General features: G+C 70.5%; 25 protein-coding genes. 13 read left to right on the top strand and 12 right to left on the bottom strand.

Features of this window, described 5'->3' with window-relative positions; genetic code table 11:
* Window positions 1–2: 2 nt before the first annotated feature.
* Together KKZ08_RS21730 and KKZ08_RS21735 are read right to left on the bottom strand one after the other, a co-directional pair.
* Complete coding sequence (locus KKZ08_RS21730; RefSeq protein ID WP_223776044.1) at window positions 3–248, bottom strand: DUF397 domain-containing protein; 246 nt, start codon at window positions 246–248, stop codon at window positions 3–5.
* Window positions 245–1,069, bottom strand: coding sequence for a helix-turn-helix transcriptional regulator (locus KKZ08_RS21735; RefSeq protein ID WP_223776045.1), 825 nt, complete (start codon window positions 1,067–1,069; stop codon window positions 245–247). Before KKZ08_RS21735 ends, KKZ08_RS21730 begins: the two co-directional genes overlap by 4 nt.
* Window positions 1,070–1,561: 492 nt before the next feature.
* On the opposite strand from KKZ08_RS21735, the gene KKZ08_RS21740 reads away from it, so the two are divergent.
* Window positions 1,562–2,839 (top strand): helix-turn-helix transcriptional regulator, encoded by a 1,278-nt coding sequence (locus KKZ08_RS21740; protein ID WP_223776046.1) that lies wholly within the window; start codon window positions 1,562–1,564, stop codon window positions 2,837–2,839.
* A 105-nt stretch (window positions 2,840–2,944) separates the two neighbouring features.
* Window positions 2,945–4,153: a PLP-dependent aminotransferase family protein gene (locus tag KKZ08_RS21745; RefSeq protein WP_223776047.1), complete on the top strand. Its 1,209-nt coding sequence runs from the start codon at window positions 2,945–2,947 to the stop codon at window positions 4,151–4,153.
* Window positions 4,154–4,162: 9 nt separating this feature from the next.
* On the opposite strand, the gene argS is transcribed toward KKZ08_RS21745, so the two are convergent.
* Window positions 4,163–5,920 (bottom strand): arginine--tRNA ligase, encoded by a 1,758-nt coding sequence (gene argS / locus KKZ08_RS21750; RefSeq protein WP_223776048.1) that lies wholly within the window; start codon window positions 5,918–5,920, stop codon window positions 4,163–4,165.
* Window positions 5,921–6,074: 154 nt separating this feature from the next.
* On the opposite strand from argS, the gene lysS reads away from it, so the two are divergent.
* Both lysS and KKZ08_RS21760 read left to right on the top strand, forming a co-directional pair.
* Window positions 6,075–7,844 carry a lysine--tRNA ligase gene (gene lysS / locus KKZ08_RS21755; RefSeq protein ID WP_223776049.1) on the top strand — a complete coding sequence of 590 codons (1,770 nt, stop codon included), beginning with the start codon at window positions 6,075–6,077 and terminating at the stop codon, window positions 7,842–7,844.
* A gap of 141 nt (window positions 7,845–7,985) precedes the next feature.
* Window positions 7,986–8,183, top strand: coding sequence for a hypothetical protein (locus KKZ08_RS21760; protein ID WP_223776050.1), 198 nt, complete (start codon window positions 7,986–7,988; stop codon window positions 8,181–8,183).
* Between the two features lie 15 nt (window positions 8,184–8,198).
* Here the strand turns inward: KKZ08_RS21760 and KKZ08_RS21765 are convergent, their stop codons facing one another.
* Window positions 8,199–8,729 (bottom strand): hypothetical protein, encoded by a 531-nt coding sequence (locus tag KKZ08_RS21765; protein ID WP_223776051.1) that lies wholly within the window; start codon window positions 8,727–8,729, stop codon window positions 8,199–8,201.
* A gap of 78 nt (window positions 8,730–8,807) precedes the next feature.
* Between KKZ08_RS21765 and KKZ08_RS21770 the strand changes: the two genes are divergently transcribed.
* Window positions 8,808–10,571 carry a trypsin-like serine protease gene (locus KKZ08_RS21770; RefSeq protein WP_223776052.1) on the top strand — a complete coding sequence of 588 codons (1,764 nt, stop codon included), beginning with the start codon at window positions 8,808–8,810 and terminating at the stop codon, window positions 10,569–10,571.
* A gap of 12 nt (window positions 10,572–10,583) precedes the next feature.
* Here the strand turns inward: KKZ08_RS21770 and KKZ08_RS21775 are convergent, their stop codons facing one another.
* From KKZ08_RS21775 to KKZ08_RS21785, 3 genes are all read right to left on the bottom strand, one after another.
* A complete protein-coding gene (locus tag KKZ08_RS21775; RefSeq protein ID WP_223776053.1) occupies window positions 10,584–11,903 on the bottom strand; it encodes a DUF2637 domain-containing protein in 1,320 nt (439 codons plus the stop codon).
* Between the two features lie 178 nt (window positions 11,904–12,081).
* A complete protein-coding gene (locus KKZ08_RS21780) occupies window positions 12,082–12,987 on the bottom strand; it encodes a DUF3558 domain-containing protein (protein ID WP_223776054.1) in 906 nt (301 codons plus the stop codon).
* Between the two features lie 144 nt (window positions 12,988–13,131).
* Window positions 13,132–14,007, bottom strand: a complete 876-nt coding sequence (locus KKZ08_RS21785; RefSeq protein ID WP_223776055.1) for a DUF3558 domain-containing protein — start codon at window positions 14,005–14,007, stop codon at window positions 13,132–13,134.
* A 171-nt stretch (window positions 14,008–14,178) separates the two neighbouring features.
* Between KKZ08_RS21785 and KKZ08_RS21790 the strand changes: the two genes are divergently transcribed.
* Entirely contained in the window at window positions 14,179–15,372 is a 1,194-nt protein-coding gene (locus KKZ08_RS21790; RefSeq protein WP_223776056.1) for an RtcB family protein, read from the top strand.
* A gap of 30 nt (window positions 15,373–15,402) precedes the next feature.
* On the opposite strand, the gene KKZ08_RS21795 is transcribed toward KKZ08_RS21790, so the two are convergent.
* From KKZ08_RS21795 to KKZ08_RS21810, 4 genes are all read right to left on the bottom strand, one after another.
* Window positions 15,403–15,618: a hypothetical protein gene (locus KKZ08_RS21795; RefSeq protein WP_223776057.1), complete on the bottom strand. Its 216-nt coding sequence runs from the start codon at window positions 15,616–15,618 to the stop codon at window positions 15,403–15,405.
* Window positions 15,615–16,385 carry an SDR family NAD(P)-dependent oxidoreductase gene (locus KKZ08_RS21800; RefSeq protein ID WP_223776058.1) on the bottom strand — a complete coding sequence of 257 codons (771 nt, stop codon included), beginning with the start codon at window positions 16,383–16,385 and terminating at the stop codon, window positions 15,615–15,617. Before KKZ08_RS21800 ends, KKZ08_RS21795 begins: the two co-directional genes overlap by 4 nt.
* 66 nt (window positions 16,386–16,451) lie before the next feature.
* Complete coding sequence (locus tag KKZ08_RS21805; protein WP_223776059.1) at window positions 16,452–16,787, bottom strand: YnfA family protein; 336 nt, start codon at window positions 16,785–16,787, stop codon at window positions 16,452–16,454.
* 273 nt (window positions 16,788–17,060) lie between these two features.
* On the bottom strand, window positions 17,061–17,573 hold the full coding sequence (locus tag KKZ08_RS21810) for a GNAT family N-acetyltransferase (RefSeq protein ID WP_223776060.1): 513 nt from the start codon (window positions 17,571–17,573) through the stop codon (window positions 17,061–17,063).
* An 81-nt stretch (window positions 17,574–17,654) separates the two neighbouring features.
* Here KKZ08_RS21810 and KKZ08_RS21815 point away from each other — a divergent pair, with 81 nt between their 5' ends.
* Window positions 17,655–18,755 carry an LLM class flavin-dependent oxidoreductase gene (locus KKZ08_RS21815; protein WP_223776061.1) on the top strand — a complete coding sequence of 367 codons (1,101 nt, stop codon included), beginning with the start codon at window positions 17,655–17,657 and terminating at the stop codon, window positions 18,753–18,755.
* Window positions 18,752–19,411 carry a CE1759 family FMN reductase gene (locus tag KKZ08_RS21820; protein WP_223776062.1) on the top strand — a complete coding sequence of 220 codons (660 nt, stop codon included), beginning with the start codon at window positions 18,752–18,754 and terminating at the stop codon, window positions 19,409–19,411. Before KKZ08_RS21815 ends, KKZ08_RS21820 begins: the two co-directional genes overlap by 4 nt.
* A 7-nt stretch (window positions 19,412–19,418) precedes the next feature.
* Here KKZ08_RS21820 and KKZ08_RS21825 read toward each other — a convergent pair whose 3' ends face one another.
* On the bottom strand, window positions 19,419–19,856 hold the full coding sequence (locus KKZ08_RS21825; protein WP_030565229.1) for a hypothetical protein: 438 nt from the start codon (window positions 19,854–19,856) through the stop codon (window positions 19,419–19,421).
* Window positions 19,857–20,191: 335 nt separating this feature from the next.
* On the opposite strand from KKZ08_RS21825, the gene hemL reads away from it, so the two are divergent.
* The 5 genes from hemL (at window position 20,192) to KKZ08_RS21850 (ending at window position 25,114) form a co-directional block, all read left to right on the top strand.
* Window positions 20,192–21,517 carry a glutamate-1-semialdehyde 2,1-aminomutase gene (hemL, locus tag KKZ08_RS21830; protein WP_223776063.1) on the top strand — a complete coding sequence of 442 codons (1,326 nt, stop codon included), beginning with the start codon at window positions 20,192–20,194 and terminating at the stop codon, window positions 21,515–21,517.
* Complete coding sequence (locus tag KKZ08_RS21835; RefSeq protein WP_223776064.1) at window positions 21,514–22,206, top strand: histidine phosphatase family protein; 693 nt, start codon at window positions 21,514–21,516, stop codon at window positions 22,204–22,206. The genes hemL and KKZ08_RS21835 overlap by 4 nt, the downstream gene beginning before the upstream one ends.
* Window positions 22,207–22,406: 200 nt before the next feature.
* Entirely contained in the window at window positions 22,407–23,636 is a 1,230-nt protein-coding gene (locus tag KKZ08_RS21840; protein ID WP_223776065.1) for a hypothetical protein, read from the top strand.
* Window positions 23,637–23,702: 66 nt separating this feature from the next.
* On the top strand, window positions 23,703–24,350 hold the full coding sequence (locus tag KKZ08_RS21845) for a TlpA disulfide reductase family protein (protein WP_223776066.1): 648 nt from the start codon (window positions 23,703–23,705) through the stop codon (window positions 24,348–24,350).
* Window positions 24,350–25,114 carry a cytochrome c biogenesis protein CcdA gene (locus KKZ08_RS21850; RefSeq protein WP_223776067.1) on the top strand — a complete coding sequence of 255 codons (765 nt, stop codon included), beginning with the start codon at window positions 24,350–24,352 and terminating at the stop codon, window positions 25,112–25,114. Before KKZ08_RS21845 ends, KKZ08_RS21850 begins: the two co-directional genes overlap by 1 nt.
* Window positions 25,115–25,117 lie beyond the last annotated feature (3 nt).

Raw genomic sequence — 25,117 nt, forward strand, 5'->3', positions numbered from 1 at the left:
TCCTAGCAGACGGAGTGTGAGCTGGTCAGGAAGGCGGACCAGGTCTCCGGGGTCACGGTCATGATCGGGCCCGAGGTGACCTTGGAGTCGCGGATGTGGATGGCGGTGGGGTGCGCGGCTACCTCGACGCAGGCGCCGCCCTGCTCACTGCTGTAGCTGGACTTCCGCCAGTCGTATGCGACTTCGAGGCACTGGCCGCCCTGGTCGCTGCTGTAACTGGACTTGAACCACATCGATGCGGTGCTCATTGCTCTCCTAGCAGACGGTCCAACAGGCCTTTGCTCTCCTGGGGGTTGAGGGCCTGTGAACGCAGCATCGCATACCTGTGTTCCAGATGGGCGACCTCGTCGGGGTCGGCGATGATCTGGCTGCTTCGTGGCGCCTCCGTGTAGGCGAGGCGCTGGTGGTCAGGTGTCTCGATCAGGGTGAAGGGACCCGCGAGACCCGCGTGAAAGTCTCGGCCGACCGGCATGAATTGGATCGTGACGCCGGGCAGGTCTGCCCATTCGCGTAGGCGCCGTAACTGCTCGTAGTACACCTCGTCACCGCCGAGCCGGTCCAACAAGGTGACTTCGGAGATGACGAAACTGATGGCCGGCGGCTCCTTTCGGTGCAGGATCTCTTGGCGCTCCATGCGTGCGCTCACGCGCAGTGCGATCTCGTCCTCGCTGAGGGTCGGAACGTCGTTGCTGAAGACGGCGTGGGCGTACCGGTCCGTCTGGAGAACGCCCGGCAGCACCTGGTTGTCGTACCAGGACAGCGCGATCGCCTCGCGCTCCAGGTCCATGTACTCCTCGGCCCACCTCGGGAACAGGTCGACCTCCGGCATGTTCTCCAGCGCGGCGGTCAACACCCCCCTCGCGTCCAGGAGTTTCTCCAGCGCGACCGCCAGGTCTTCCTTCAGCGGTCGTCGGCCCTGCTCGATCGACGCGACCGTCTCCTCGTCGACGACGAGGCGGCCCGCCAACTGCCGCTGGGTCAGGCCCGCCGCACGGCGCAGCGCGCCGATCTGGGCGCCCAGCATCTTCATCGCGGAGGCGTTCCTCCTGCGGTGCTTCTTGGGTGGCATGGCGGCGAACTCCCCCTGTGCGGTGGCGATTGCACTCGTGCGGGCCCGTACAAATTCGACGCACGGGTGCGCGCACAGTTCCATGATGACCACGTAGCGTTACTACCGTCCCGCGATTCGGAAACCGGCCGGATTCCCGCCGGGGTCGCCGTGCCCTCGTCGCGCAGGCCGATGCCGTCGCCGCTGGCGCACGCCGTGACGGACAGGGCCGCGAGTACGACCGCCGTGGCGGCGAAGAGGCGGACGGTGAGATCCGAACGGGGCTCCATGGTCCGGGACATGGCTGGGTCCTTGGCGTCGTACGGGCAGGGTGGCGTGTCCGCCTAGGCGGTCGGCGGGAGCGGCGTGCTTGGATGGCCACAGCTTGTGCGGCGGGGTGTCCCGGTCGCCAGAGGCGGCGGGGAACGGGGGACGCTGGAACACCCGCGCCTGCTGTGACCTGGGGGGATGACCTCGCCCTGGAACGCAGTACTGGAATGGGGAGGACGGCACATGGGTTCGCTCGCGGAGCTGCTGCGGGAGCTCAAGGGGCGGTCGGGGCTCAGCTACGGGGTGTTGGCCAAGCGGCTGCACATGAGTACGTCGACGCTGCACCGGTACTGCAACGGCGACGCGGTGCCGGTGGAGTTCGCGCCCGTGGAGCGGTTCGCACGCCTCTGCAAGGCCTCGCCCGAAGAGCTGGTGGAGGTCCATCGGCGGTGGATCCTGGCGGACGCCGCGCGCGGACGTAAGGCGGAGCCCGAGGCGCCCGAGGCGCCGGTGGGCGCCGAGGCCGCGCCGCCGCCCGGACCAGAGCAGCCGGACCCGGACCCGGAGCCGACGCCGGAGGCGGAACGCGGCAAGCGGCGCCGTGTCGTCGCCGTCGGGGCCGTCGTCGCCCTCGTCGTCGGTGCCGGTTCCGTCGCCCTCGCGCTGAACGGGAGCGACGGGGGGCGCGAGCGCGCCGCGGGCGCCTCGGCGTCGGCCAGTCCCAGCGCCACCCCGGGGAATCCGTCCGGCAAGGGCGGACGCGAGGAGGCCGCCGGCGACCGTGCGGAGAAGAAGGACAAGCCCTCCTCCTCGCCCTCGCGCAAGGACAAGGGCAAGGACACCCCGGGGCGGCCCGACGCCTCCGAGGGCAGCGGCAAGGGAGCCGCGGCGGCGGGCGAGGGGCGGAGCGAGGACCTCGGCGCGCCGATCACCGCGCGTACCAGGCCGTACGTCTATGAGAGCCCCTGTAGCCAGCACTTCCTGGTCAACCGGAAGCCGAACCAGGTGCCGCAGCCACCGGCCGTCGAGCAGGACGCCCCCGGCTGGGCCGCCGATCTCGGCGCCGTCTCGGCCGGTGAGCAGCTCATCGAGGTCACCGTGCAGGGCATGGGCAAGGACACCGTCGTCCTCCAGGACATGCAGGTGCGGGTGCAGAGCACCAGTTCACCGCTGGCCTGGAACGACTTCCAGATGGGCGTCGGCTGCGGCGGCAACGTCTCCACCAAGTCGTTCGGGGTCGACCTCGACGACGGGACGCCGCGCCTCTCGCCCAAGGCGGGGCAGCGCGACTTCCCGTACAAGGTGAGCGAGAGCGACCCCGAGGTCTTCTACGTCAAGGCGAACACGGAGGCGCACGACGTCCGCTGGTACCTGGAGCTGGAGTGGTCGAGCGGCAAACGGCACAACGTGCTCCGCATCGACGACCAGGGCAAGCCGTTCCGCACCAGCGGCAACGTAGGACGCCCCACATACGGCTGGCCGCTCGGCGGCTCCAAGTGGGAAGTGCCGCTGGACAGCTGAGTTGGGGCGGGGCGGGCCGCGTCCGCATCCCGGAACGGCCGGTGTAAGCGGCACGCACATGCCTAGGGTGCGGGCAGAGCCGTCCGAGCCGAAGGAGCCGCCGCCGTGACCGTCACCGAGCCCGCCCGCACCGCCGCCCCCCTGCCGCCGCTGGCCGCGCGCGCCGCCGCGGTCGGGGGCTCGCCGGTACGGGACATCCTCGCGGTCACCGCGCGGCCCGAGGTCATCAACTTCGCGGGCGGGCTGCCCGCCCCCGGCCTCTTCGACGACGAGGGCATCGCGGCGGCCTTCCGCGCGGTCCTCGAAGAGACGCCCGAGCGGGCGCTCCAGTACTCGACCACCGAGGGCGAGCCCGCGCTGCGTACCGCCGTCGCCGCGCGCACCACCGCGCGCGGCCTCGCGACCGGCGCCGACGACGTGCTGGTCACCACCGGGTCGCAGCAGGCGCTGTCGCTGCTCGCGACCGCGCTGATAGAGCCGGGCGACACCGTCCTCGTCGAGAACCCCTGCTACCTCGCGGCGCTCCAGGCCTTCGCCTTCGCGGGCGCGCGGGTGGTGCCCGTGCCGTGCGACGAGGCCGGCATCGACCCCGCCGCCCTCGACGGACTCGTCACCCTGCACCGGCCCAAGCTGCTCTACACCGTCCCCACCTTCCAGAACCCGACCGGCCGCACCCTGCCCGCCGGGCGGCGCGCCGCGATCGCCGAGGTCGCCGGGCGGCGCGGCCTGTGGATCGTGGAGGACGACCCGTACGGGGAACTGCGCTTCGAGGGCGAGCGGGCGCCGTGGATCGCCACGTACCCGGGGGCCGAGGACCGCACGGTTCTGCTCGGCAGCTTCTCCAAGGTCATGGCGCCGGGCCTGCGGCTCGGCTGGCTGCGGGGACCCGCGGCGCTGCTGCGGGCCTGCGCGGTGGCCAAGCAGGCCGCCGATCTGCATACGCCGACGGTCAACCAGCTCGCCGCGGCGCGGTACTTGGCGGACTCCGACCTGGACGCGCACGTCGCCCGCGTGGCGGCGGTGTACCGGGAGCGGCGGGACGCGATGCTGGCCGGCCTCGCGGACGCGCTGCCGGAAGGGTCCGGCTGGATCCGGCCCGAGGGCGGCATGTTCGTCTGGGCGAAGCTGCCGGAGGGGTACGACACGGGGGAGTCGCTGCGGAGTGTCGTCGCGCATGACGTGGCGTATGTGCCGGGGGCGCCGTTCTTCGCGGGGGAGCCGGACGTGTCCACCCTGCGGCTGTGCTTCGTGACGCAGTCCCCCGGCGAGATCGCCGAGGGACTGCGGAGGCTCAGGACTGCGCTGGTGGGGTGACGGGGCCGGTCAGAGGCGCTCGGGGGTCCTGATGCCCAGCAGCGCCATGCCCTGGTGCAGCGTGCGGGCCGTGATGTCGCACAGGAACAGGCGGTTCTCGACCTGGGCCGGGGTGTCCGCCTTCAGGACGGGGCACTTGTCGTAGAACGAGGTGTACAGCGACGCCAGCTGGTAGAGATACGCGGCCAGCTTGTGCGGCGCGTACTCCTTGGCGGCCTCCGTGACCGTGGCGCCGAACGCGTCCAGGTGCAGGCCCAGCGCCCGCTCCGCCGCGTCGAGCGCCAGCTCCGGGTGGGCGGCGGGGCGGACCTCGCCCGCCTTGCGCAGGATCGACTGGATACGGGCGTACGCGTACTGGAGGTAGACCGACGTGTCGCCGTTCAGGGAGACCATCTGGTCGAGGTCGAACTTGTAGTCGCGGTTGGCCGACGTCGACAGGTCCGCGTACTTCACCGCGCCGATGCCGACCTGGAAGGCCCGCTCCTGGATCTCCTCCTCGGTGAGGTCCCGCGCCTTCTCGCGGACGACCTCCGCCGCGCGCTGCACCGCCTCGTCGAGGAGGTCCTCCAGGCGCACCGTCTCGCCCTCACGCGTCTTGAACGGCTTGCCGTCCGCGCCGAGCACCGTGCCGTAGCCCATGTTGTGCGCGGTGACCTCGTCGTTCAGCCAGCCCATCCGGCGGGCCGCCTCGAAGACCATCTTGAAGTGCAGCGACTGACGGACGTCCACCACGTACAGCAGGGTGGTGGCGTGCAGGTCGACGACCCTGTTGCGGATCGCCGAGAGGTCGGAGGCCGCGTACCCGAAGCCGCCGTCCGCCTTCTGCACGATCAGCGGGACCGGCTTGTCGTCCTTGCCCTTGATGTCGTCGAAGAACACGACGAGTGCCCCCTCGGAGCGCACCGCGACACCCGACTCCTCCAGGAGCCGCGCCGTCTCGGCCATCATGTCGTTGTACGCGGACTCGCCGACGATCTCCTCGTCGCGGACCTCCATGTCCAGCTTCGCGAAGACCGAGTAGAAGTAGACCTTCGACTCGTCCACGAACCGCTGCCAGAGGTCGAGCGTCTCCTTGTCGCCGGACTGGAGGTCGACGACCCGCTTGCGGGCGCGGTCCTTGAACTCCTCGTCGGCGTCGAAGACCGCGCGCGAGGCCTTGTAGACGCGGTTGAGATTGCTCATCGCCTGCTCGCCGTCGACCTCGTCGGCCGGGGCCAGCTGACCGGGGTTCTCGATCAGGTACTGGATGAGCATCCCGAACTGGGTGCCCCAGTCGCCGATGTGGTGGCGGCCGATCGTCTTCTCGCCGGTGAAGTCCAGCATGTGGCGCAGGGCGTCGCCGATGACGGCGGAGCGCAGGTGGCCGACGTGCATTTCCTTGGCCACGTTCGGCTGGGCGTAGTCGATCACCGTCGTGCCCCGGTTCTCGGCGTACGGCACGCCGAGCCGCTCGCCGTCCGCCGCCCGCGCCGCGAGGTTCCTCGTGATCGCCCCGTCGGTGACCGTGATGTTCAGGAAGCCGGGGCCGGAGACCTCGATGTCCTTGAACAGGTCGGGGGCGGTGATCCCGGAGACGACCTGCGCGGCCAGCTCCCGCGGGTTGCCCTTGAGCTTCTTGGCGAGCGCCAGGATGCCGTTGGCCTGGAAGTCGGCCCGGTCGCTTCGCCGCAGCAGCGGGTCCGCGGTGCCTGCTTCCGGCAGGGCTGCCGTCAGGGCGTCCGCGAGGCGCTGGTGGACGGAGGCGGTGAGGGACGTGACCGAGGCCATGAATGGGTGCCGTTCTGCTCGGGTGCCTGGTTTGCTGAAGCTGCGAAAACCGAGTATCCCACGCGGTGAAAAGCGGTTTTCGCGGTTACGGGGTGACCTGGGAGAATGGCTGGGTCAAGCGGTACTCACGTAAGAACGTAAGAAGCAGAAAGGCGTGCCGATCGTGGCTCAGAGCACCGATACCACCGACTGGGTCTCCCGCTACGCGGACGAGGTCATCGCCGAGTCGGAGCGTCGTGCCCCGGGCAAACCCGTCACGGTCGCCTCGGGCCTCTCCCCCTCCGGCCCGATCCACCTCGGCAACCTCCGCGAGGTCATGACCCCGCACCTGGTCGCCGACGAGATCCGGCGCCGCGGGCACCAGGTCCGCCACCTGATCTCCTGGGACGACTACGACCGCTACCGCAAGGTCCCGGCCGGCGTCCCCGGCGTCGACGAGTCCTGGGCCGAGCACATCGGCAAGCCGCTCACCTCCGTGCCCGCCCCGGCCGGGTCCGCGTACCCGAACTGGGCCGAGCACTTCAAGGCCGCCATGGCCGAGGCGCTCACCGAGCTGGGCGTCGAGTACGACGGCATCAGCCAGACCGAGCAGTACACCTCGGGCGCCTACCGCGAGCAGATCCTGCACGCGATGAGGCACCGCGGCGACATCGACGCGATCCTCGACCAGTACCGCACGAAGAAGGACCCCGCCAAGGGCGGTAACGGCGGCAAGGGCGGCGCCAAGCAGCAGAAGCCCGTCGACGAGGCCGAGCTGGAGGCCGCCGAGGGCTCCGGCGCCGCCTCCGAGGACGACGGCAGCGGCGGCAGCGGCGGGTACTACCCGTACAAGCCCTTCTGCGGGCAGTGCGAGAAGGACGTCACCACCGTCGTCTCGTACGACGACGAGTCCACCGACCTGGTCTACACCTGCACGGCGTGCGGCTTCGGCGAGACCGTGAAGCTCAGCGAGTTCAACCGAGGCAAGCTGGTCTGGAAGGTCGACTGGCCGATGCGCTGGGCCTACGAGGGCGTCATCTTCGAGCCGAGCGGCGTGGACCACTCTTCGCCCGGCTCGTCGTTCGTCGTCGGCGGCCAGATCGTGCGGAAGATCTTCGACGGCGTGCAGCCGATCGGCCCGATGTACGCCTTCGTGGGGATCTCGGGGATGGCGAAGATGTCGTCCTCGAAGGGCGGCGTGCCGACCCCGGCCGACGCCCTGAAGATCATGGAGGCGCCGCTCCTTCGCTGGCTGTACGCGCGCCGCAAGCCCAACCAGTCCTTCAAGATCGCCTTCGACCAGGAGATCCAGCGGCTCTACGACGAGTGGGACAAGCTGGAGGCCAAGGTCGCCGACGGCTCCGCGCTGCCCGCCGACGCGTCCGCGCACTCCCGCGCCGTGCGCACCGCCGCCGGTGAGCTGCCGCGCACCCCGCGGCCGCTGCCGTACCGCACGCTGGCCTCCGTCGCCGACATCACCGCCGGTGCCGAGGACCAGACGCTGCGCATCCTCGGCGACCTCGACCCGTCGGCGCCGCTGACCTCGCTCGACGAGGTGCGGCCGCGGCTCGACCGCGCCGAGAACTGGATCACCACCCAGGTCCCGGCCGAGGCCCGCACGATCGTGCGCGCCGAGCCCGACACCGAGCTGCTCTCCACGCTGGACGAGGAGAGCCGCGAGTCGCTGCGGCTGCTCCTGGAGGGCCTCGACTCGCACTGGTCCCTGGACGGCCTCACCCACCTCGTGTACGGCGTGCCGAAGGTGCGGGCCGGGTTCTCGGCGGAGGCGACGGCCAAGGAGCTGCCGCCGGAGATCAAGGTGGCGCAGCGGACGTTCTTCGCGCTGCTGTACCGGCTGCTCGTGACCCGGGAGACCGGGCCGCGTCTGCCCACGCTGCTGCTGGCCGTGGGCGCGGACCGGGTGCGCAAGCTGCTCGGCGCGTAGGCCTGGCGGAGGGGCGGGCGGAGTCTCCCGCCCGCCCCTCCGCGTTTCCGTACGCACCCCGCGTCTCTGCACCCTTTGGACTACCCGGAGTTCGGCCCGGGGCAGGACGCCGCGGGCTGATCTCTCCGTGATCGTGGAGGCATGAAGGAAATCATCGCCATCGTCGGATGGGTCACGGGAATCCAGGGCGCCCTCGGCGCCGCCGGCCGCCTCTTCGGGGACGGCCCCTGGGGGCTGCTGCACAAGTGGTGGGATGTGCCCACCCCCTTGTACGTGGCCCTCTTCGCCGCCGGTGCCGTGCTCGCCGTATACGGGGAGCTGGGCAAGAAGCGGGCGTGAGCACTAAGGCCGGCGCTACGCCTGGCGCCGCCTGCGTACGGCGAAGAAGACCAGCGCGGTCAGGACGGCGACCGAACCGGTGGCGATGGTGAGGGTCACCGGCGTCCAGTCGGGGGCCTCGGACCGCGCCCGGGCCTCGGCGGCGCACTCGGCGCCGGGGGCCGCGCCGCCCGCCTCGACCCGCACCGTGCCGTTGGTCCGCGCCTCCTCCGGCGGCACCGGCTCGTCGAAGCGGAGGGAGTGGTCACCGGGTTTCGCGTCGCAGCGGATCGTGGCCCGGCCCTTCCAGGAGACCTTGCCGGAAGGTTCCAGTTTCACCGGACCCGAGAACGCGTCGGAGCGGACGGTGACGCGGTGGCCGTCGTCCATCTGGTCCATCAGTTCCGGATTCAGCACGGACAGCGTGACGCGTTCGCCGGGCCTCACCGAGCCCGGTACGACGGTGAGTTCACCTTCCCGGCCCGCCTGCGCGGCGGCGCTTGTGATGCCTGCCAGGGAAAGGGCGAGGGCGAGCGCTCCAGCCGTTACGGCGGTTTTGTGTGGCATAAGGTGATCTTATCCGGATCTTATTCAGGGGGAGTCTGGGCGCACATCCGACCTCGGGCGCCCAGCGGAAAGGCAGTTGTGCGCATTTCACGTTGGGCCCGCGCCGTGGCCGTGGGGGTGGGCGGCGGGTTCCTCGCCGTCTCGGCCACCACCGCCACCGCGGCGACACCCGTCGGTGACAGCAGGGCGGTTCCGAAGGAGAGCGACGTGGCATGGGGGGCCGCGGCGGCGGCGCGGTTCTGGACCGCCGACCGGATGGAAGCGGCGACGCCGTTGCGGTCCTCGGTGGAGACAGCCAGGGGGGTGCGGGCGTCGGTGGCGTCCGCGGCGAGGGCCCAGACGGACTACGAGGGCTCCAAGACCATCGGCGTGCTCTACTTCGTCGACAAGGGCATGGCCAAGCACAACTGCACGGCCAGCGTGGTCCACAGCCCCAAGGGCAACCTCATCCTCACCGCGGGGCACTGCGGCAACGGCGACAAGTACGCCTTCGTACCCCAGTACCGCACGGGCAAGACCCCGGCGCAGCAGCCCCACGGCATCTGGGCGGTCGACCGCGTCTTCAAGGACCCGCGGCGCACCGACCACGGCCCCGGCTCGGACCTCGACTTCGCCTTCGCGACCGTCAAGCCCGACAAGAACGGCCGCCAGGTCGAGGACCTCACCGGCGCCAACACCCTCACGCACACGCCCCGTTACGACCTCTCGGTCACCGTCATCGGTTACCCGTCGGCCAGGAACGCCCCGAAGGACCAGGCGATCAAGTGCCGCACGAAGACCACCCGGCTCACCGGTTACAAGCAACTGCGCATGGAGTGCGGCGGGTTCTTCGGCGGCACCTCGGGCAGCCCGTGGCTGATGGACTTCGACGAGCGGACCAAGACGGGCAAGGTCATCGGCAACCTCGGTGGCGCGGGCGGCGGCGGAGCCACCGACTCCGTCTCCTACGCGCCCTTCTACGACGACGAGGTGTTCAAGCTCTACGCCGACGCCGTGCACGACGCAGCCGTCGTCGAGCGGCCCCCGCTGCCCGCCACCCTCGGCACCGGCGAGACCTGGCAGCACACCAAGCACATGGCCACCGGCGACTACACCGGGGACGGCAAGGCCGACCTCCTCGTGGTCTGGGCCGACGGCGAGGTCACCCTCCACCCGGGCAACGGCAAGGGCGGCTTCACCGGCGAACGCCGCCTGAGGAAGCCCAACGCCACGTGGAAGCACACCACGGCCCTCACCGGCGGCGACTTCACCGGCACCGCCCTCTCCGACCTCATGGTGCGCTGGTCCGACGGCGAGGTGACCCTGTACCCGGACGTGTCCGCCTCGGGGTTCGGCACGGAGACCGAGCTCGCCGCCGCCGGATCCCGCTGGAAGAAGGCCGCCCAGCTCACCGCGGGCCGCTTCGGCGGCGGAAACAAGACCGACGACGTCGTCGTGCGCTGGACCGACGGCGAGGTCAGCCTGTACAGCGACGTGGACGGCCGCGGCTTCAAGAAGAAGACCCGGCTCCACAAGCCCGGCGCCACGTGGAAGCGCACCGCCCTGCTCACCGGCGGCGACTTCACCGGCACCGCCCTGGGGGACCTCTTCGTCCGCTGGAGCGACGGCGAACGCACCGTCCACAAGGACGTGAGCCCGGCAGGACCCGGCACGAAGACCCGCATGGGAGCCCCCGGCGCCCTGTGGCAGCACGCCAAGGTGATGACCGCCGGCGCCTACACCGCGGGCGGCCGGCCCGACGACCTGATCGTGCGCTGGAGCGACGGCGAGGTCAGCCTCTACGCCGACACGACGGCGAAGCTCGGCCGCGAGGTCACCCTCGTGCCGCCGAAGGTCTCCTGACGCTCCGTCGGGTCACGCGATGTATTCCGCGCCGACGTCCGCGCCCGCGTCCAGATCCTGTTGGTAGCGGGAGCGGAAGTCGCGCAGGTACGGGCGGAGCGTGCTCTCCGTGAGCGGTCCGCCCGCCTGGCCCGTCACGCCGTACAGGTCCATCAGGTACAGGCTGAACTGCCGGGCGTTGGGGTAGTCGCCGATCTCGCTGACGTACTTGCGGAACGCCGTGAAGTACGCCTCCACGCGGGATACGTCGTCGGGGAGCCCGGGGATGTCGGGCTCGGGCTCGGGGTCCGTCTGCGCCTCCGGCTCGGGCTCGGGCTTGGGCTCGGGCTGCGGGGTGGCGGCGGGGTGGCGCGCCTCATCGTCGTAGGGGCCGTTGTCGTACTGCTCGTCGCCGTGCTGTCCGTTGTCGTACGGGGCCTGCTCCTCGTACCACTGGTCGTACGGCTCCTCGGGGGCGTACGAAGCGGGGTGCTTCGCGAACCACGGGCTCTCGTGCGGCAGGACCTCCGGCTGGGGCTCCGGCTCGGGCTCCGGCTTCGGCTCGGGCTCCGGCTGGGGCTCCGGCTGGGGCCTGCGCGGGGCCGGCAGCTGGGGCTGCTGGGAGACCGTGGTCTGCGCGGCGGCCGGGGCCGGGGCCGGGGGCAGCAGGGCCGGTTCGATGCCCGCGGCGGCCAGGCCCGCGGGGGCGGTCTCCGCCAGCGGCACGCCGTAACGGGCGAGGCGCAGCGGCATCAGTGACTCGACGGGGGCCTTGCGGCGCCAGGCACGGCCGAAGCGGGAGCGCAGCCGGGCCTGGTAGACGAGGCGTTCCTGCTCCAGCTTGATCACCTGGTCGTAGGAGCGCAGCTCCCACAGCTTCATCCGGCGCCACAGCAGGAAGGTGGGCAGCGGGGAGAGCAGCCACCGGGTGAGCCGTACGCCCTCCATGTGCTTGTCGGCGGTGATGTCCGCGATCCGCCCGATCGCGTGCCGCGCCGCCTCGACCGCGACGACGAAGAGCACGGGGATCACGGCGTGCATGCCCGTGCCGAGCGGGTCCGGCCAGGCCGCCGCGCCGTTGAAGGCGATCGTCGCGGCCGTGAGCAGCCACGCCGTCTGCCGCAGCAGCGGGAAGGGGATGCGGATCCAGGTCAGCAGGAGGTCCAGGGCCAGCAGGACGCAGATGCCCGCGTCGATGCCGATCGGGAAGACCACCGAGAAGCCGCCGAAGCCCTTCTGCTCGGCGAGCTCGCGCACGGCCGCGTACGACCCCGCGAAGCCGATCCCGGCGATGACGACCGCACCGGCGACGACCACCCCGATGAGTATCCGGTGCGTGCGTGTCAGCTGCATCGCGGCCACCCGCGAACCCCTCCCTGTTCAGCCTGGATCGGCTTGTTGCGAGCGATAGCCTGGCACACGTGTGCGGGGGGTCTGTCGGCCGGTACGCCAAGAGCCCGGCCCTCGGGGGCCGGGCTCCGTCAACCGCGGTGGCGGCGGGGTGCGTTGGCGGCGTCGAAGGCGCCGGGGGTCAGGACTTGGACGTCGACTTGGACTTGGAGTTGCTGGTGTCCGACTCGGAGTCGTCGGACTTGGCGTCGTCCGACTTCGCGTCGGTCTTCTTCGCGTCGCTCTTCTTCGCGTCGTCGTCCGACTTCGGCTTGTCCTCGGACCCGGACGGCGCCTTGGCGCCGTCCTCGTTGGCGGAGACGACCGCGGCCGCGGCCTCCTTCGCCGCCTTCTGCGCGGCCTTCGACAGGGCACCGGCGTCGGGGGACTTGTCGCCCGCGAGGCCCGCGCCGTTGTAGTCGACCGTGATGACCGCGTTCTCCACGCGCGTCACGAACGTCTGCTGCTTGAAGGTGTCCTTGTCCTTCTTCAGGTCGTACCGCACGAGCGTCGCCTGCTCGCCGACGCCCTGCACCGGCTCCGTCTTGACGCTCTTCGCGTCCTTCGTCGCCTGGGCGTCCGCGACCTGCTTGGCGAAGCTCTCCTGCGCGCGCTTCGCGCCACTGCCGAGCGAGGCGTCCGACTCGAAGCGCATCAGCGAGACGCGCAGCCAGCGGAACTGGGAGCCGTCCACGCCGTTGTTGTCGAGGCTGTCCCAGGAGCAGCTGCCGCGCAGCGCCGTGTCCGTGGACGTGCCGGCCTTGCCCTTGTCCTTGGCCTCCGGCACCAGGTCCTGGAGCGTCTTCTTCGACAGGACCTTGCAGGGCTCGGGGAGCTTGCCGTACGCGGCCTCCTCCACGGCCGGGGCCTTGTCGCCCCCGGCCTTCTTCGAGGCCGACGCCTTGGCGCCCGCCTCCTTCTTGGCCCCGTCGGAGCCGGAGCCGGAGTCGGATGAGCAGCCGGAGGCGACGAGGATCACCGGTACGGCGGCCGCGCTGACGAGGATGCGGCTCAGACGCTGGCGCTGTCGCTGTGCAGGTCGGTGCATGGTTCCTTCACTCAGTTCGTCTCGTGACGTCCGGTTCGTCTCGTGACGTCGTCGGGTCCGAGGGGCCACGGTACGCGCATGGGGCGGCGGGTGGCCCCGCTTCACGTGCGCGGGGCCCCTGCCCGCGCCCGCTCCGTCCGCCGGCTACTCGTCGAACTTCCCGGCGAGGCCATCGGCCAGTTCCAGCGCCTTGTCCTGCATTTCCTTGCTGTCGGGGACGTCCGTGCGGCGGCCGGGCTGCTCGTCGTACTCAATGGTGACGATGACGTTCGACGTGCGGAACACCACAGTCACGGTGCGGTGTCGGGTGGCCGAGGCGGCGGTGGTGAGGGCGTCGTCCAGGAACGCCTCGTCGCCGAGGTCCTCCAGAGAGCGGGGTTCCAGGCCGGCGGGCGGGGTGGCGGGCCCGGTCGTGGAGGTGGCGTCGTCGTCGCCGGGCTCGGTGCGGTCCTTCGTCCCGCCCTGGGCCTTGTCCCCCTTCTCCTCCTTGCCCTCCTTCTCCTCCTTCGATGCGTCCTTGCCGTCCTTGTCGTTCTCGTCTTCGTCGTCCGCGTCGGAGGAGGCGGGCACCGGGAGGCCCGCCTCGCGCAGCTTCGTCGAGTAGACCTCCGCGGCGCGGTCGTCGTCGCTGACCGTGCCGTCGTAGGAGACGACCCGCTCGAAGTCGACGAGGAGGTGGTGGGAGGCGCCGGACGACTCGACCTTCCAGCGGCAGCCCACGCGCCGGTCGGTGTCGTACGTGACCGTGGGCGTCCCCTCGTACGCCTTCTCGCGCTGCTCGCTCTCCCCCATCTCCGTGAGGCCGGGGAGCATCGCGTCGAGGGTGCCCGGCTCGACCTCGCCGCAGGGCTCCGGGAGCGTGCGGTACTTGCCGGGCTCGGCGGGGGCGGCCGCGCTGCCGGTGTCCCCCGGCTTGGAGTCGTCGGCTCCGTCGCCGCCGCCGGAGCCTCCGGTGCAGCCGGCGAGCAGTGCCGCGAGGAGCGCGGCGGCGACACCGGGTGCGTAGACCTTCCGCTGCACCGTGATGGCTCCTCTCGTGGGGATATTCGGTTGCCGCTGACAGGCGACCGGTGGACACAATGTCTATCGCACGCGCCGCCGTCGACGCCGGTCCGATACCCCTTTCGTAGACCTTGGCTCCGGTATTTGCGCTTCTAGACTTGTAGTGGGTTACGGGGGAAAGAGGACGATATGTCGTATGTAGAGGTCCCCGGCGCGAAGGTGCCGATACGGATGTGGGCCGACCCGGCGTCGGTCGAGGACGTCGCGATGCGGCAGCTGCAGAACGTGGCGACGCTGCCGTGGATCAAGGGCCTGGCGGTCATGCCGGACGTCCACTTCGGCAAGGGCGCGACGGTCGGCTCGGTGATCGCCATGCAGAGCGCGGTCTGCCCGGCGGCGGTCGGCGTCGACATCGGCTGCGGCATGTCGGCGGTCAGGACGTCACTGACGGCGAACGACCTCCCGGGGGATCTGTCGCGCCTGCGGTCGCGGATCGAGGCGGTGATTCCGGTGGGACGGGGCATGCATGACGACCCCGTCGATCCGGGGCGCTTCCACGGGATGGCGACGGCGGGGTGGGACGACTTCTGGGGGCGGTTCGAGGGGGTCGCGGAGGCGGTCAAATTCCGTCAGGATCGGGCGACGAAGCAGATGGGCACGCTCGGAAGCGGCAACCACTTCGTTGAATTCTGTCTCGACGAGGCGGGTTCGGTGTGGCTGATGCTGCACTCCGGTTCGCGGAACATCGGCAAGGAACTCGCCGACCACCACATCGGCGTGGCCCAGGGGCTCCCGCACAACCAAGGGCTCGTCGACCGTGACCTGGCGGTGTTCATCGCGGACACCCCGCAGATGGCGGCGTACCGGAACGACCTGTTCTGGGCGCAGGAGTACGCGAAGCACAACCGCGCGATCATGATGGCGCTCTTCAAGGACGTGATCCGCAAGGAGTTCAAGAAGGCCAAGCCGGTGTTCGAGCAGGAGATCTCCTGCCACCACAACTACGTCAGCGAGGAGCGGTACGACGGGATGGACCTGCTGGTCACCCGGAAGGGCGCGATCCGTGCGGGCAGCGGTGACTTCGGGATCATCCCCGGCTCCATGGGCACCGGCTCGTACATCGTGAAGGGCCTCGGCAACGAGGCGTCCTTCAACTCCGCCTCGCACGGCGCCGGCCGGCGCATGAGCCGGGGCGCGGCGAAGCGGCGCTTCTCGACGCAGGACCTGGCGGAGCAGACGCGGGGCGTCGAGTGCCGCAAGGACTCGGGCGTCGTGGACGAGATCCCGGCCGCTTACAAGCCGATCGAGCAGGTCATCGACCAGCAGCGGGACCTCGTCCAGGTCGTGGCGAAGCTCAAGCAGGTCATCTGCGTGAAGGGCTGAGGCGTGAAGGGCTGAGACGCGGACGTCGTGCTACTTCGCGTGTGTGATGGCGAAGATCATGACGAAGGCGACCAGGTGGATGCCGAAGAGGAAGTACGCGAGGTACCACCACACCATCCGCTCGTTCTTCTTCTCCTCGGCGAGGCGCTGGGTCTCCCGCTCGTGTGTGAGGCGTTCGAGGGGGTCCTGGGAGTCGGCGGAGTAGGCGGGGGTGCCGGGGTCGTCGCCGGGGAGGGTCATGGTCATGACTCCCGGTGGACCTTGGTGTTGGAGGCCTGGGCGCGCGGGCGGACCACCAGCAGGTCGATGTTGACGTGGGGCGGGCGGGTGACCGCCCAGGTGATGGTGTCCGCCACGTCCTCGGCCGTCAGCGGATCGGCCACGCCCGCGTAGACCTTCGCGGCCTTCTCGGAGTCGCCGCCGAAGCGGGTCAGCGCGAACTCGTCCGTCTTGACCATGCCGGGCGCGATCTCGATGACGCGGACGGGGGTGCCGACGATCTCCAGGCGCAGCGTCTCGGCGAGGACGTGCTCGGCGTGCTTGGCGGCCACGTAGCCGCCACCGCCCTCGTACGTGCCGTGCCCGGCGGTCGAGGAGAGGACGACCACCGTGCCGTCGCCGCTCGCGGTGAGCGCGGGGAGCAGGGCCTGCGTGACGTTCAGCGTGCCGAGGACGTTCGTCTCGTACATCCGGCGCCAGTCGGCCGGGTCGCTGGTGGCGACGGGGTCCGCGCCGAGCGCGCCGCCCGCGTTGTTCACCAGGACCGCGATCTTCTTGAACGCCGTCGCGAAGGTGTCGACCGCCGCGCGGTCGGTGACGTCGAGTGCGTACGCCATCGCGTCGTGCCCCGCGTCGGTGAGCTCGGCGGCGAGCGCCTCGATGCGGTCCTTGCGGCGCGCGGTGAGGACGACGCGGTAGCCGGCGGCGGCCAGGCCGCGTGCGGTGGCGGCACCGATGCCGCTGCTGGCGCCGGTGACGATGGCGATGCGCTTGGTGGCGGCGGCAACGGTCATGGGGCGCTCCTCGGGGCTGGGCGGTGAGGGTGGTCGGTCGTCTGCGGGTCAGGATATGTGGGCCGTTCAGCGGCTCCGGGGCGCGTACATGATCACGGCCATTCCCGCGAGGCAGATCAGGGCGCCGATGACGTCCCAGCGGTCCGGGCGGTACCCGTCCGCGGCCATGCCCCAGGCGATCGAGCCCGCGACGAAGACCCCGCCGTACGCCGCGAGGATGCGGCCGAACTCGGCGTCGGGCTGGAGCGTGGCCACGAATCCGTAGACGCCGAGTGCGATGACGCCCGCGCCGATCCAGGCCCAGCCGCGGTGCTCGCGCACGCCCTGCCAGACGAGCCAGGCGCCGCCGATCTCGAAGAGGGCGGCCAGGACGAACAGGGCGGCGGAGCGGGCGATGAGCATGGGCGACAGGGTGGCATGGGGTGGCGGAGGGGTGGGGTGCCGGTGGTCGCCTGGGGTTCGTCTGGGGGTACGTGTGCGGGTGCGTGGGGGTGCCGGCGACGCCTGGGGTGCGTCTTGGGGGCGGGGCCGCGGGGGTATGTCCGTGCTCGCCATCTTGGCGCGGGGGTTTCGTTGCTTCGGGGCCCTTGTGACCACCACTGTGCTCCGCGCGCACATACCCCCATGTCCCCTCCGGCGCGCTCGCGGCTGCGGGCCGTCCCTGCTGCGGGTCTGCTACTCCCCGGTCAAGGTGTATCGCCAGTCATGGCACGGGTGCCAGTTGCCCTTGGGGTACTCGATCGTGGCCTCGCCTCGGAGGGTGAAGCCCGCTTTGCGGCACACCGCGTTGGACGCCCCGTGCTCCGTCGCGGGGAACGCGTGGAGGTGGGCGTGGCGGGCCGCCGCCCTCGCCTCGGTGATGATCAGCCGCGCCGCGCCCACCGCGACGCCGCGGCCCTGGAACTCGGGCAGGACGCCCCATCCCGTCTCCCAGACCGTCTCGCCCTGCCAGGTCGCCTCCCAGTACCCGATCGAGCCCGCCGTCACGCCGTCCAGCGTGATCCGGAACATCTGGCCCTTGTCGTCCAGGCCGAGGTAGCGGCGGTGCCGGTCCGCGAGCTTCTCGGGGGTCTCGGGGCCGCCCAGGTGCTCCGTCATCTCCGGGGTGTTGAGTCGGGCGAGGAGCGCTGGGCCCTCGTCTTCCGGCCAGGGGTGCAAGTGGATCTGCGGCTGTTCTGATCGCTCCATGCCGTCACGGTAGGGGGAATAGGTGGAGCCGGGGGGTCGTTCATGGATGTAGTTGAATCATGAACAATATGGGAGTCGGTCATGCAGTTCGGGGTTTTCAGCGTCGGTGACGTGACGGTCGATCCGACGACGGGGCGCGCGCCGAGCGAGTACGAGCGGATCAAGGCGATGGTGGCGATCGCGTTGAAGGCGGAGGAGGTGGGGCTGGATGTGTTCGCCACCGGTGAGCATCACAACCCGCCGTTCGTGCCGTCGTCGCCGACCACGATGCTCGGTTATATCGCCGCCCGTACCGAGCGTCTGGTGCTGTCGACCTCGACGACGCTGATCACGACCAATGACCCGGTCAAGATCGCGGAGGACTTCGCGATGCTCCAGCACCTGGCGGACGGCCGGGTGGACGTGATGCTGGGGCGCGGCAATACGGGGCCGGTGTATCCCTGGTTCGGCAAGGACATCCGGGACGGCATCGATCTGGCCGTGGAGAACTACGCGCTGCTGCGGCGGCTGTGGGATGAGGACGTGGTGACGTGGAAGGGGAAGTTCCGTACGCCGTTGCAGTCCTTCACCGCCACGCCGCGTCCGCTGGAGGGGGTCGCGCCGTTCGTGTGGCACGGCTCGATCCGTTCTCCGGAGATCGCGGAGCAGGCGGCGTACTACGGTGACGGGTTCTTCCACAACAACATCTTCTGGCCGGCGGAGCACACCCGGAAGATGGTCGAGCTCTACCGGCGGCGTTACGCGCACTACGGGCACGGCACCGCGGAGCAGGCGATCGTGGGGCTGGGCGGACAGGTGTTCATGCGGGCGAAGTCCCAGGACGCGGTACGGGAGTTCCGGCCCTACTTCGACAACGCGCCGGTGTACGGGCACGGGCCTTCGCTGGAGGAGTTCACCGAGCAGACGCCGTTGACGGTGGGCTCGCCGCAGCAGGTGATCGAGCGGACGCTGTCCTTCCGGGACACGGTCGGTGACTATCAGCGGCAGCTGTTCCTGATGGATCACGCCGGGCTGCCGCTGAAGACGGTGCTGGAGCAGCTGGATCTGCTGGGTGAGGAAGTGGTGCCGGTGCTGCGGGAGGAGTTCGCCGAGCGGCGTCCCGCCGGGGTGCCGGACGCCCCCACCCACGCCGCCCGCGTGGCCGCCGCCCGCGAGGGTGGCCAGAAGGAGGTGTCGGCGTGAAGTTGGTCGTCGTCTCCGCGGGGCTGAGCAGTCCTTCGTCCACCCGGCTGCTCGCCGACCGGCTCGCGGCCGCCACCCTGGAGCACGCCGGCGCCGAGGCCGAGGTCGTCGAAGTGCGGGAGCTGGCCGTGGAGATCGCCCAGCACCTCGTCACCGGCTTCCCGCCGGCCCGGCTGGCCGCCGCGTTGGACGCGGTGGCCGCCGCCGATGGGCTGATCGCGGTGACGCCGGTGTTCGCGGGCTCGTACAGCGGACTGTTCAAGTCCTTCTTCGATCTCATCGACAAGGACGCGCTGACCGGGAAGCCCGTGCTGATCGGTGCCACCGGGGGGACGGCTCGGCACTCGCTGGTCACCGAGCATGCGATGCGTCCGCTGTTCGCCCATTTGCGGGCGCTGGTCGTGCCGACGGCTGTCTACGCGGCCTCGGAGGACTGGGGGCAGGACGGCCTCGCGTCCCGTATCGCCCGCGCGGGGCGGGAGTTGGCGCGCTTCATGGTGCCTGGCAGGCAGAACGCCGGGCCCGCCGAGGCGCCCGACACCGCCGCCGCGATCGCGCCGCGCTCACTGACCGGCGCGATCACGTCCGTGGATCCGGACAGCGGCTTCGACGTCGTCCCCTTCGCCCAGCAGCTCGCCGCCCTGCGCGTCGAGTGACGGGACGTCAGGGCCACACCAGGCAGTACGCCTGATGCCCCGCGTCGTGCAGGCGGTGGCTGAAATCCTGCCACTCGTGCAGGAGTTGGTAGACGTTGAAGGCGTCGCGCGGGCCGCCGCGGTCGGGCACGGTGGACCAGATGAAGGCCGCGGCGCCCACCGACTCCTCGCCGACGCCGCGCAGCGGGTCGACGACGGTCATGGGGAGCTTCACCACGGCGTAGTCGGGGTGCAGGACGACCAGTTCGAGCGGGGGCACCTTGTGCAGGGGTATGCCCTCGATACCGGTCAGGACCATCGCGGCCATCGTCTCCGGCTTGATCTTCGTGAACATGCCGCCCATGCCGAGCTCGTCGCCGCCCAGCTCCTCGGGCCGCATCGAGATCGGCACGCGGGCGGCGGTCGCACCGTCCGGGGCGCCGAAGTACTTGTACGTCACCCCCACCCCGCCACTCCTGCTGCTCATCCGGTCCGGCCGGGATTCGATCGACTCGCTCCGCGCCTGGTCGGGCGCCTGCGCCGGCTGCGCTTGTGCCTCACGTCGGTGCTTGCCCCGCCGGGCACGCCGGGGGCCCAGGCCGTCGGTCCCCTCGCCCAGTCCGCCACCGCGATGCATATCTCCACCCGACTGCTTTTCCAGGGCGGCACGGCCCTGTCTTTTCTAGGCCTCGCGGCCCCCGCCACGCAACCCGATCATCGTGTCAGTGACCTCCCCCACGGTCACCCGCTAAAACGTGGAGTGAAACACCTGTCCGCAGGAAGTCCGGACCCTCTGACACCATGGCTCGTGTGAGCTTCCCGTATAGCGCCCCAGTTTCGCAGACTCTTTTCGACCGTGCGGCGGCCGTGACGCCCGGCGGTGTGAACTCTCCCGTGCGCGCGTTCCGCGCTGTGGGTGGTACGCCCCGTTTCATGGTGTCCGGTACCGGTCCGTACCTGACTGACGCCGACGGCCGCGAGTACGTCGACCTCGTGTGTTCGTGGGGTCCGATGATCCTCGGGCACTCCCACCCCGAGGTGACCGCCGCCGTGCAGGAGGCCGTCGCCCGCGGCACCTCCTTCGGTACGCCCGGCGAGGGCGAGGTCGCCCTCGCCGAGGAGATCGTGGCCCGTATCGCGCCCGTCGAGCAGGTGCGGCTCGTCTCCAGCGGCACCGAGGCCACCATGTCCGCCATCCGGCTCGCCCGCGGCTTCACCGGGCGCGCCAAGGTCCTCAAGTTCGCCGGCTGCTACCACGGGCATGTCGACGCCCTCCTGGCCTCCGCCGGTTCGGGCGTGGCGACCCTCGGCCTGCCCGACACCCCGGGCGTCACCGGCGCCCAGGCGGGCGACACCATCGTCGTCCCCTACAACGACCTGGACGCCGTGCGCGCCGCCTTCGCCGCGCACGAGGGCCAGATCGCCTGCGTCATCACCGAGGCCTCGCCCGGCAACATGGGCGTCGTACCGCCCGGAGAGGGCTTCAACCAGGGCCTCGCCGACCTGTGCCGGGAGAACGGCGCGCTGTACATCTCCGACGAGGTGATGACCGGCTTCCGTACGTCGAAGGCGGGCTGGTACGGCGTCGACGGCGTGCGCCCCGACCTGATGACCTTCGGCAAGGTCATGGGCGGCGGCTTCCCCGCGGCGGCCTTCGGCGGGCGCGCCGACGTGATGGCGCACCTCGCCCCGGCCGGTCCGGTCTACCAGGCGGGCACGCTGTCGGGGAACCCGGTCGCCACGGCCGCGGGCCTCGCGCAGCTGCGGCTCCTGGACGACGCGGCGTACGAGAAGATCGACGCGGTCTCGGAGCGGCTGCGGGGTCTTGTGAGCGAGGCGCTGAGCAAGGAGGGCGTCGCGCACACCGTGCAGAACGCCTCCAACATGTTCTCCGTCTTCTTCACCGACCGCGCCGTGCGCAACTACGACGACGCCAAGGCACAGGAGTCCTTCCGCTTCACCGCCTTCTTCCACTCGATGCTGTCGCAGGGCGTCTATCTGCCGCCCTCGGCGTTCGAGTCCTGGTTCGTGTCCACCGCCCACGACGAGCGGGCCGTCGAGCGGATCGCCGCCGCCCTGCCGGGTGCCGCGCGCGCGGCCGCGGAAGCCACGGAGGCCGGCGCATGAGCGGCACGGCAGCGGGTGACGAGCTGACCGTCGTCCATGTGATGCGCCACGGCGAGGTGCGCAACCCCGACGGGATCCTGTACGGGCGGCTGCCCGACTACCACCTCTCGGAGCTGGGCCGGCGGATGGCCGACCGCGTCGCCGAGCACCTCGCCCAGCGCGACGTCACGCACGTCGTCGCCTCGCCGCTGGAGCGCGCCCAGGAGACCGCCGCGCCGATCGCCAAGGTGCACGGCCTGGACCTCGCGACGGACGCCCGGCTCATCGAGGCGGAGAACGTCTTCGAGGGCAAGACCTTCGGAGTCGGCGACGGCGCGCTGAAGAACCCCGAGAACTGGCGGCATCTGGTCAACCCCTTCAAGCCGTCCTGGGGCGAGCCGTACATCGAGCAGGTCGTGCGGATGATGGGCGCCCTGGACGCGGCGAAGGACGCGGCCCGCGGGCACGAGGCGGTCTGCGTCAGCCACCAGCTGCCGATCTGGATCGTGCGCAGCTTCGTGGAGAAGCGGCGGCTGTGGCACGACCCGCGCAAGCGGCAGTGCACCCTCGCGTCGCTGACGACGTTCACCTACCGCGGTGACCGCATCGTCTCGGTGGGTTATTCGGAGCCCGCCCGGGATCTCGTGCCCGCGCATCTCCTCGCCGGTGCCAAGCCGGTGAAGGGCAAGGGCGAGGCTTTCGGCGCCTGACGCCGATTAACGCCCGCGGTCCCCGTCTCATTTACGTCATGTGATCACGTCGCGACTGTACGTCCCTTTCGGGTAAAGCGCGGCAAATAACCGCGATGTGCAGGAACCCCGCTGTTCGTCGCGCCCTCTAACAGGTCGTCCCTCTTGCAAGCCGGATACGGGCAGGAGGCGGACCCAAGGGCGCGACGAATGGGGAAGTAATGCGCGACATCAGCCGCAGGGGAATGCTCGGACTCGGAGCGGGTGCCGCGGCCGCTTTCGGACTCGCGGCTTGCGGCTCCGGGGCCGGCGGGGATTCCTCGGGGCCCGCGGAAAAGGCGAAGGAAGGGCAGGGCGGCGCGAAGCAGCCGGCCAAGCCGATCGGTGACGGGTCGACCGCCTACACCGGCGCCCAGCCCCACCAGCCCGGCAAGCCCGTACCGCTGGAGCCGGGCGAGACGCCCCCGCAGTTCGTGATCTTCTCCTGGGACGGCGCGGGCGAGGTCGGGAACGGTCTGTTCCCGCGCTTTTTGAAGCTCGCCGAGGACCACGGCGCGCACATGACGTTCTTTCTCTCCGGGCTTTATCTGCTGCCCGAATCGAAGAAGCGTCTGTACCGTCCGCCGAACAACGCGGTCGGCGCCTCCGACATCGGTTATCTCACCGACGGTCACATCAAGGACACGCTGAAGTACGTGCGCCAGGCATGGCTGGAGGGCCATGAAATCGGCACGCACTTCAACGGGCACTTCTGCACGGGCACGGGGACGGTCGCCAACTGGACGTCCGCGCAATGGCAGGACGAGATCGACCAGGCCAAGTCCTTTGTGAAGAAGTGGCGTACGAACACCGGCTGGAGCGATCTGCCGCCGCTGCCCTTCGACTACGACAAGGAGCTCGTCGGCGGCCGCACGCCCTGTCTGCTCGGGCAGGACAACCTCCTGCCGACCGCGAAGAAGCTCGGCTGGCGCTACGACGCGTCCTCGCCCGGCGGCCGCCAGCGCTGGCCCGAGAAGAAGATGGGCGTCTGGGACCTGCCGCTCCAGGCGGTGCCCTTCCCCGGCCACTCCTTCGAGGTCCTGTCGATGGACTACAACATCCTCGCCAACCAGTCGCAGAACTCCACGAAGGCGCCGCCCCACAACTACCCGGGCTGGCGCAAGCAGGCCACCGAGGCCTACATAGCCGGGTTCAAGCGGGCCTACGAGTCCAACCGCGCGCCGTTCTTCATAGGCAACCACTTCGAGGAGTGGAACGGCGGCATCTACATGGACGCCGTCGAGGAGGCCCTGAAGCACATCGCGGGCAAGAAGGACGTACGCCTCGTCTCTTTCCGGCAGTTCGTCGACTGGCTCGACGTGCAGGACCCGAAGGTCCTCAAGCAGCTCCAGGGCCTCGACGTCGGCCAGGCGCCCGCGGGTGGCTGGAAGGGGCTCGGCAAGGCCGCCTGAAATGGGACTTTCCGCAACCGCGGGGGGTGCGGAAGATCCCCGAAACAGACATGCGAAACTTTTCACATGAGTGCCGCCTGCCGCGCCCCCCACAGCACGAACCGCAGCCGTAGCCGCCGCCGAGGCGGTCGCGGCCGCGCCGCCCTGCTGGCCGCGGGGGCCGCTGCCGGAGCGCTGACGCTCGCGGCCTGCGGCTCCGGCGGGACGTCGGGCGGGGGCGGCAACACCAACTTCGTGGCCGGGAAGGACGGCATCGCCACCGCCGCGAAGGCGGACCGCAAGCCGCTCCCCGAACTCGACGGCGAGACCCTCGACGGCAAGCACCTGAACCTCACCAAGGCGTACAAGGGCAAGATCCTCGTCATCAACGTGTGGGGTTCCTGGTGCGCGCCGTGCCGGGCCGAGGCGCCGAACTTCGTGAAGGTCGCGAAGGAGACGAAGGCCAAGGGCGTCCAGTTCGTCGGCATCAACACCCGTGACCCCGAGCGCGGCCCGGCGATCGAGTTCGAGAAGGCGCACAAGGTGCCCTACCCGAGCGTGTACGACCCGACGGGCAAGCTGATGCTGCGCTTCCCCCAGGGCTCGCTCAACCCCAACGCCATCCCCTCCACGCTCGTCGTCGACCGGGACGGGAAGATCGCGGCGCGCACGCAGCAGCCACTCAACGAAGCGAAGCTGCGCAAGATGATCGACCCCGTGGTCGCGGAGAAGTGATGCTCACGCTCGCGGCCGTCACCGGCACGAACCAGACCGTCATGAGCGGGGCCCTGCTCCTCGCGATCCCGGTCGCGGTGCTCGGCGGGCTCGTCTCCTTCTTCTCGCCGTGCGTCCTGCCGCTCGTGCCGGGCTATCTGTCGTACGTCACCGGGGTCAGCGGCCAGGATCTCGGTGAGGCGCGGCGGGGCCGGATGGCGGCCGGTGCCGCACTCTTCGTCCTCGGCTTCACCGTGGTCTTCGTCTCCGCGACCGTCTTCTTCGGGGCGCTGGGGCGCACGCTCAGAGAGCACCAGGACACCATCTCGACGGTGCTCGGCGTGGTGATGATCGTGCTCGGGTTCTTCTTTATGGGGCTCATGCCCTGGCTGACCCAGCGCGAGTTCCGCTTCCATAAGCGGCCCGCCGTCGGGCTGATCGGCGCGCCGGTCGTGGGCGCGCTCTTCGCCGTCGGCTGGACGCCGTGCATCGGCCCGACGCTCGCCTCGGTCCTCACGCTCTCCGCGGAGGGCGGCAACGCGCAGCGCGGCGCGGTGCTCGGCGTCGCGTACTCGCTCGGGCTCGGCATTCCGTTCATCCTCGCGGCCGTCGCCTTCCGCAAGGCGCTCGGCGCCTTCGGGTGGATCAAGCGGCACTACGCGTGGGTGATGCGCGTCGGCGGCATCATGATGATCGCGACCGGCCTGCTGCTCGTCACCGGCGTGTGGGACAGCATGGTGCAGCAGATGCAGGTCTGGACAAGCAGTTACAGCGTGGGGATCTGATCC

This window comes from Streptomyces sp. 135 (assembly GCF_020026305.1).
In the GTDB taxonomy this organism is placed as follows: Bacteria; Actinomycetota; Actinomycetes; order Streptomycetales; family Streptomycetaceae; genus Streptomyces.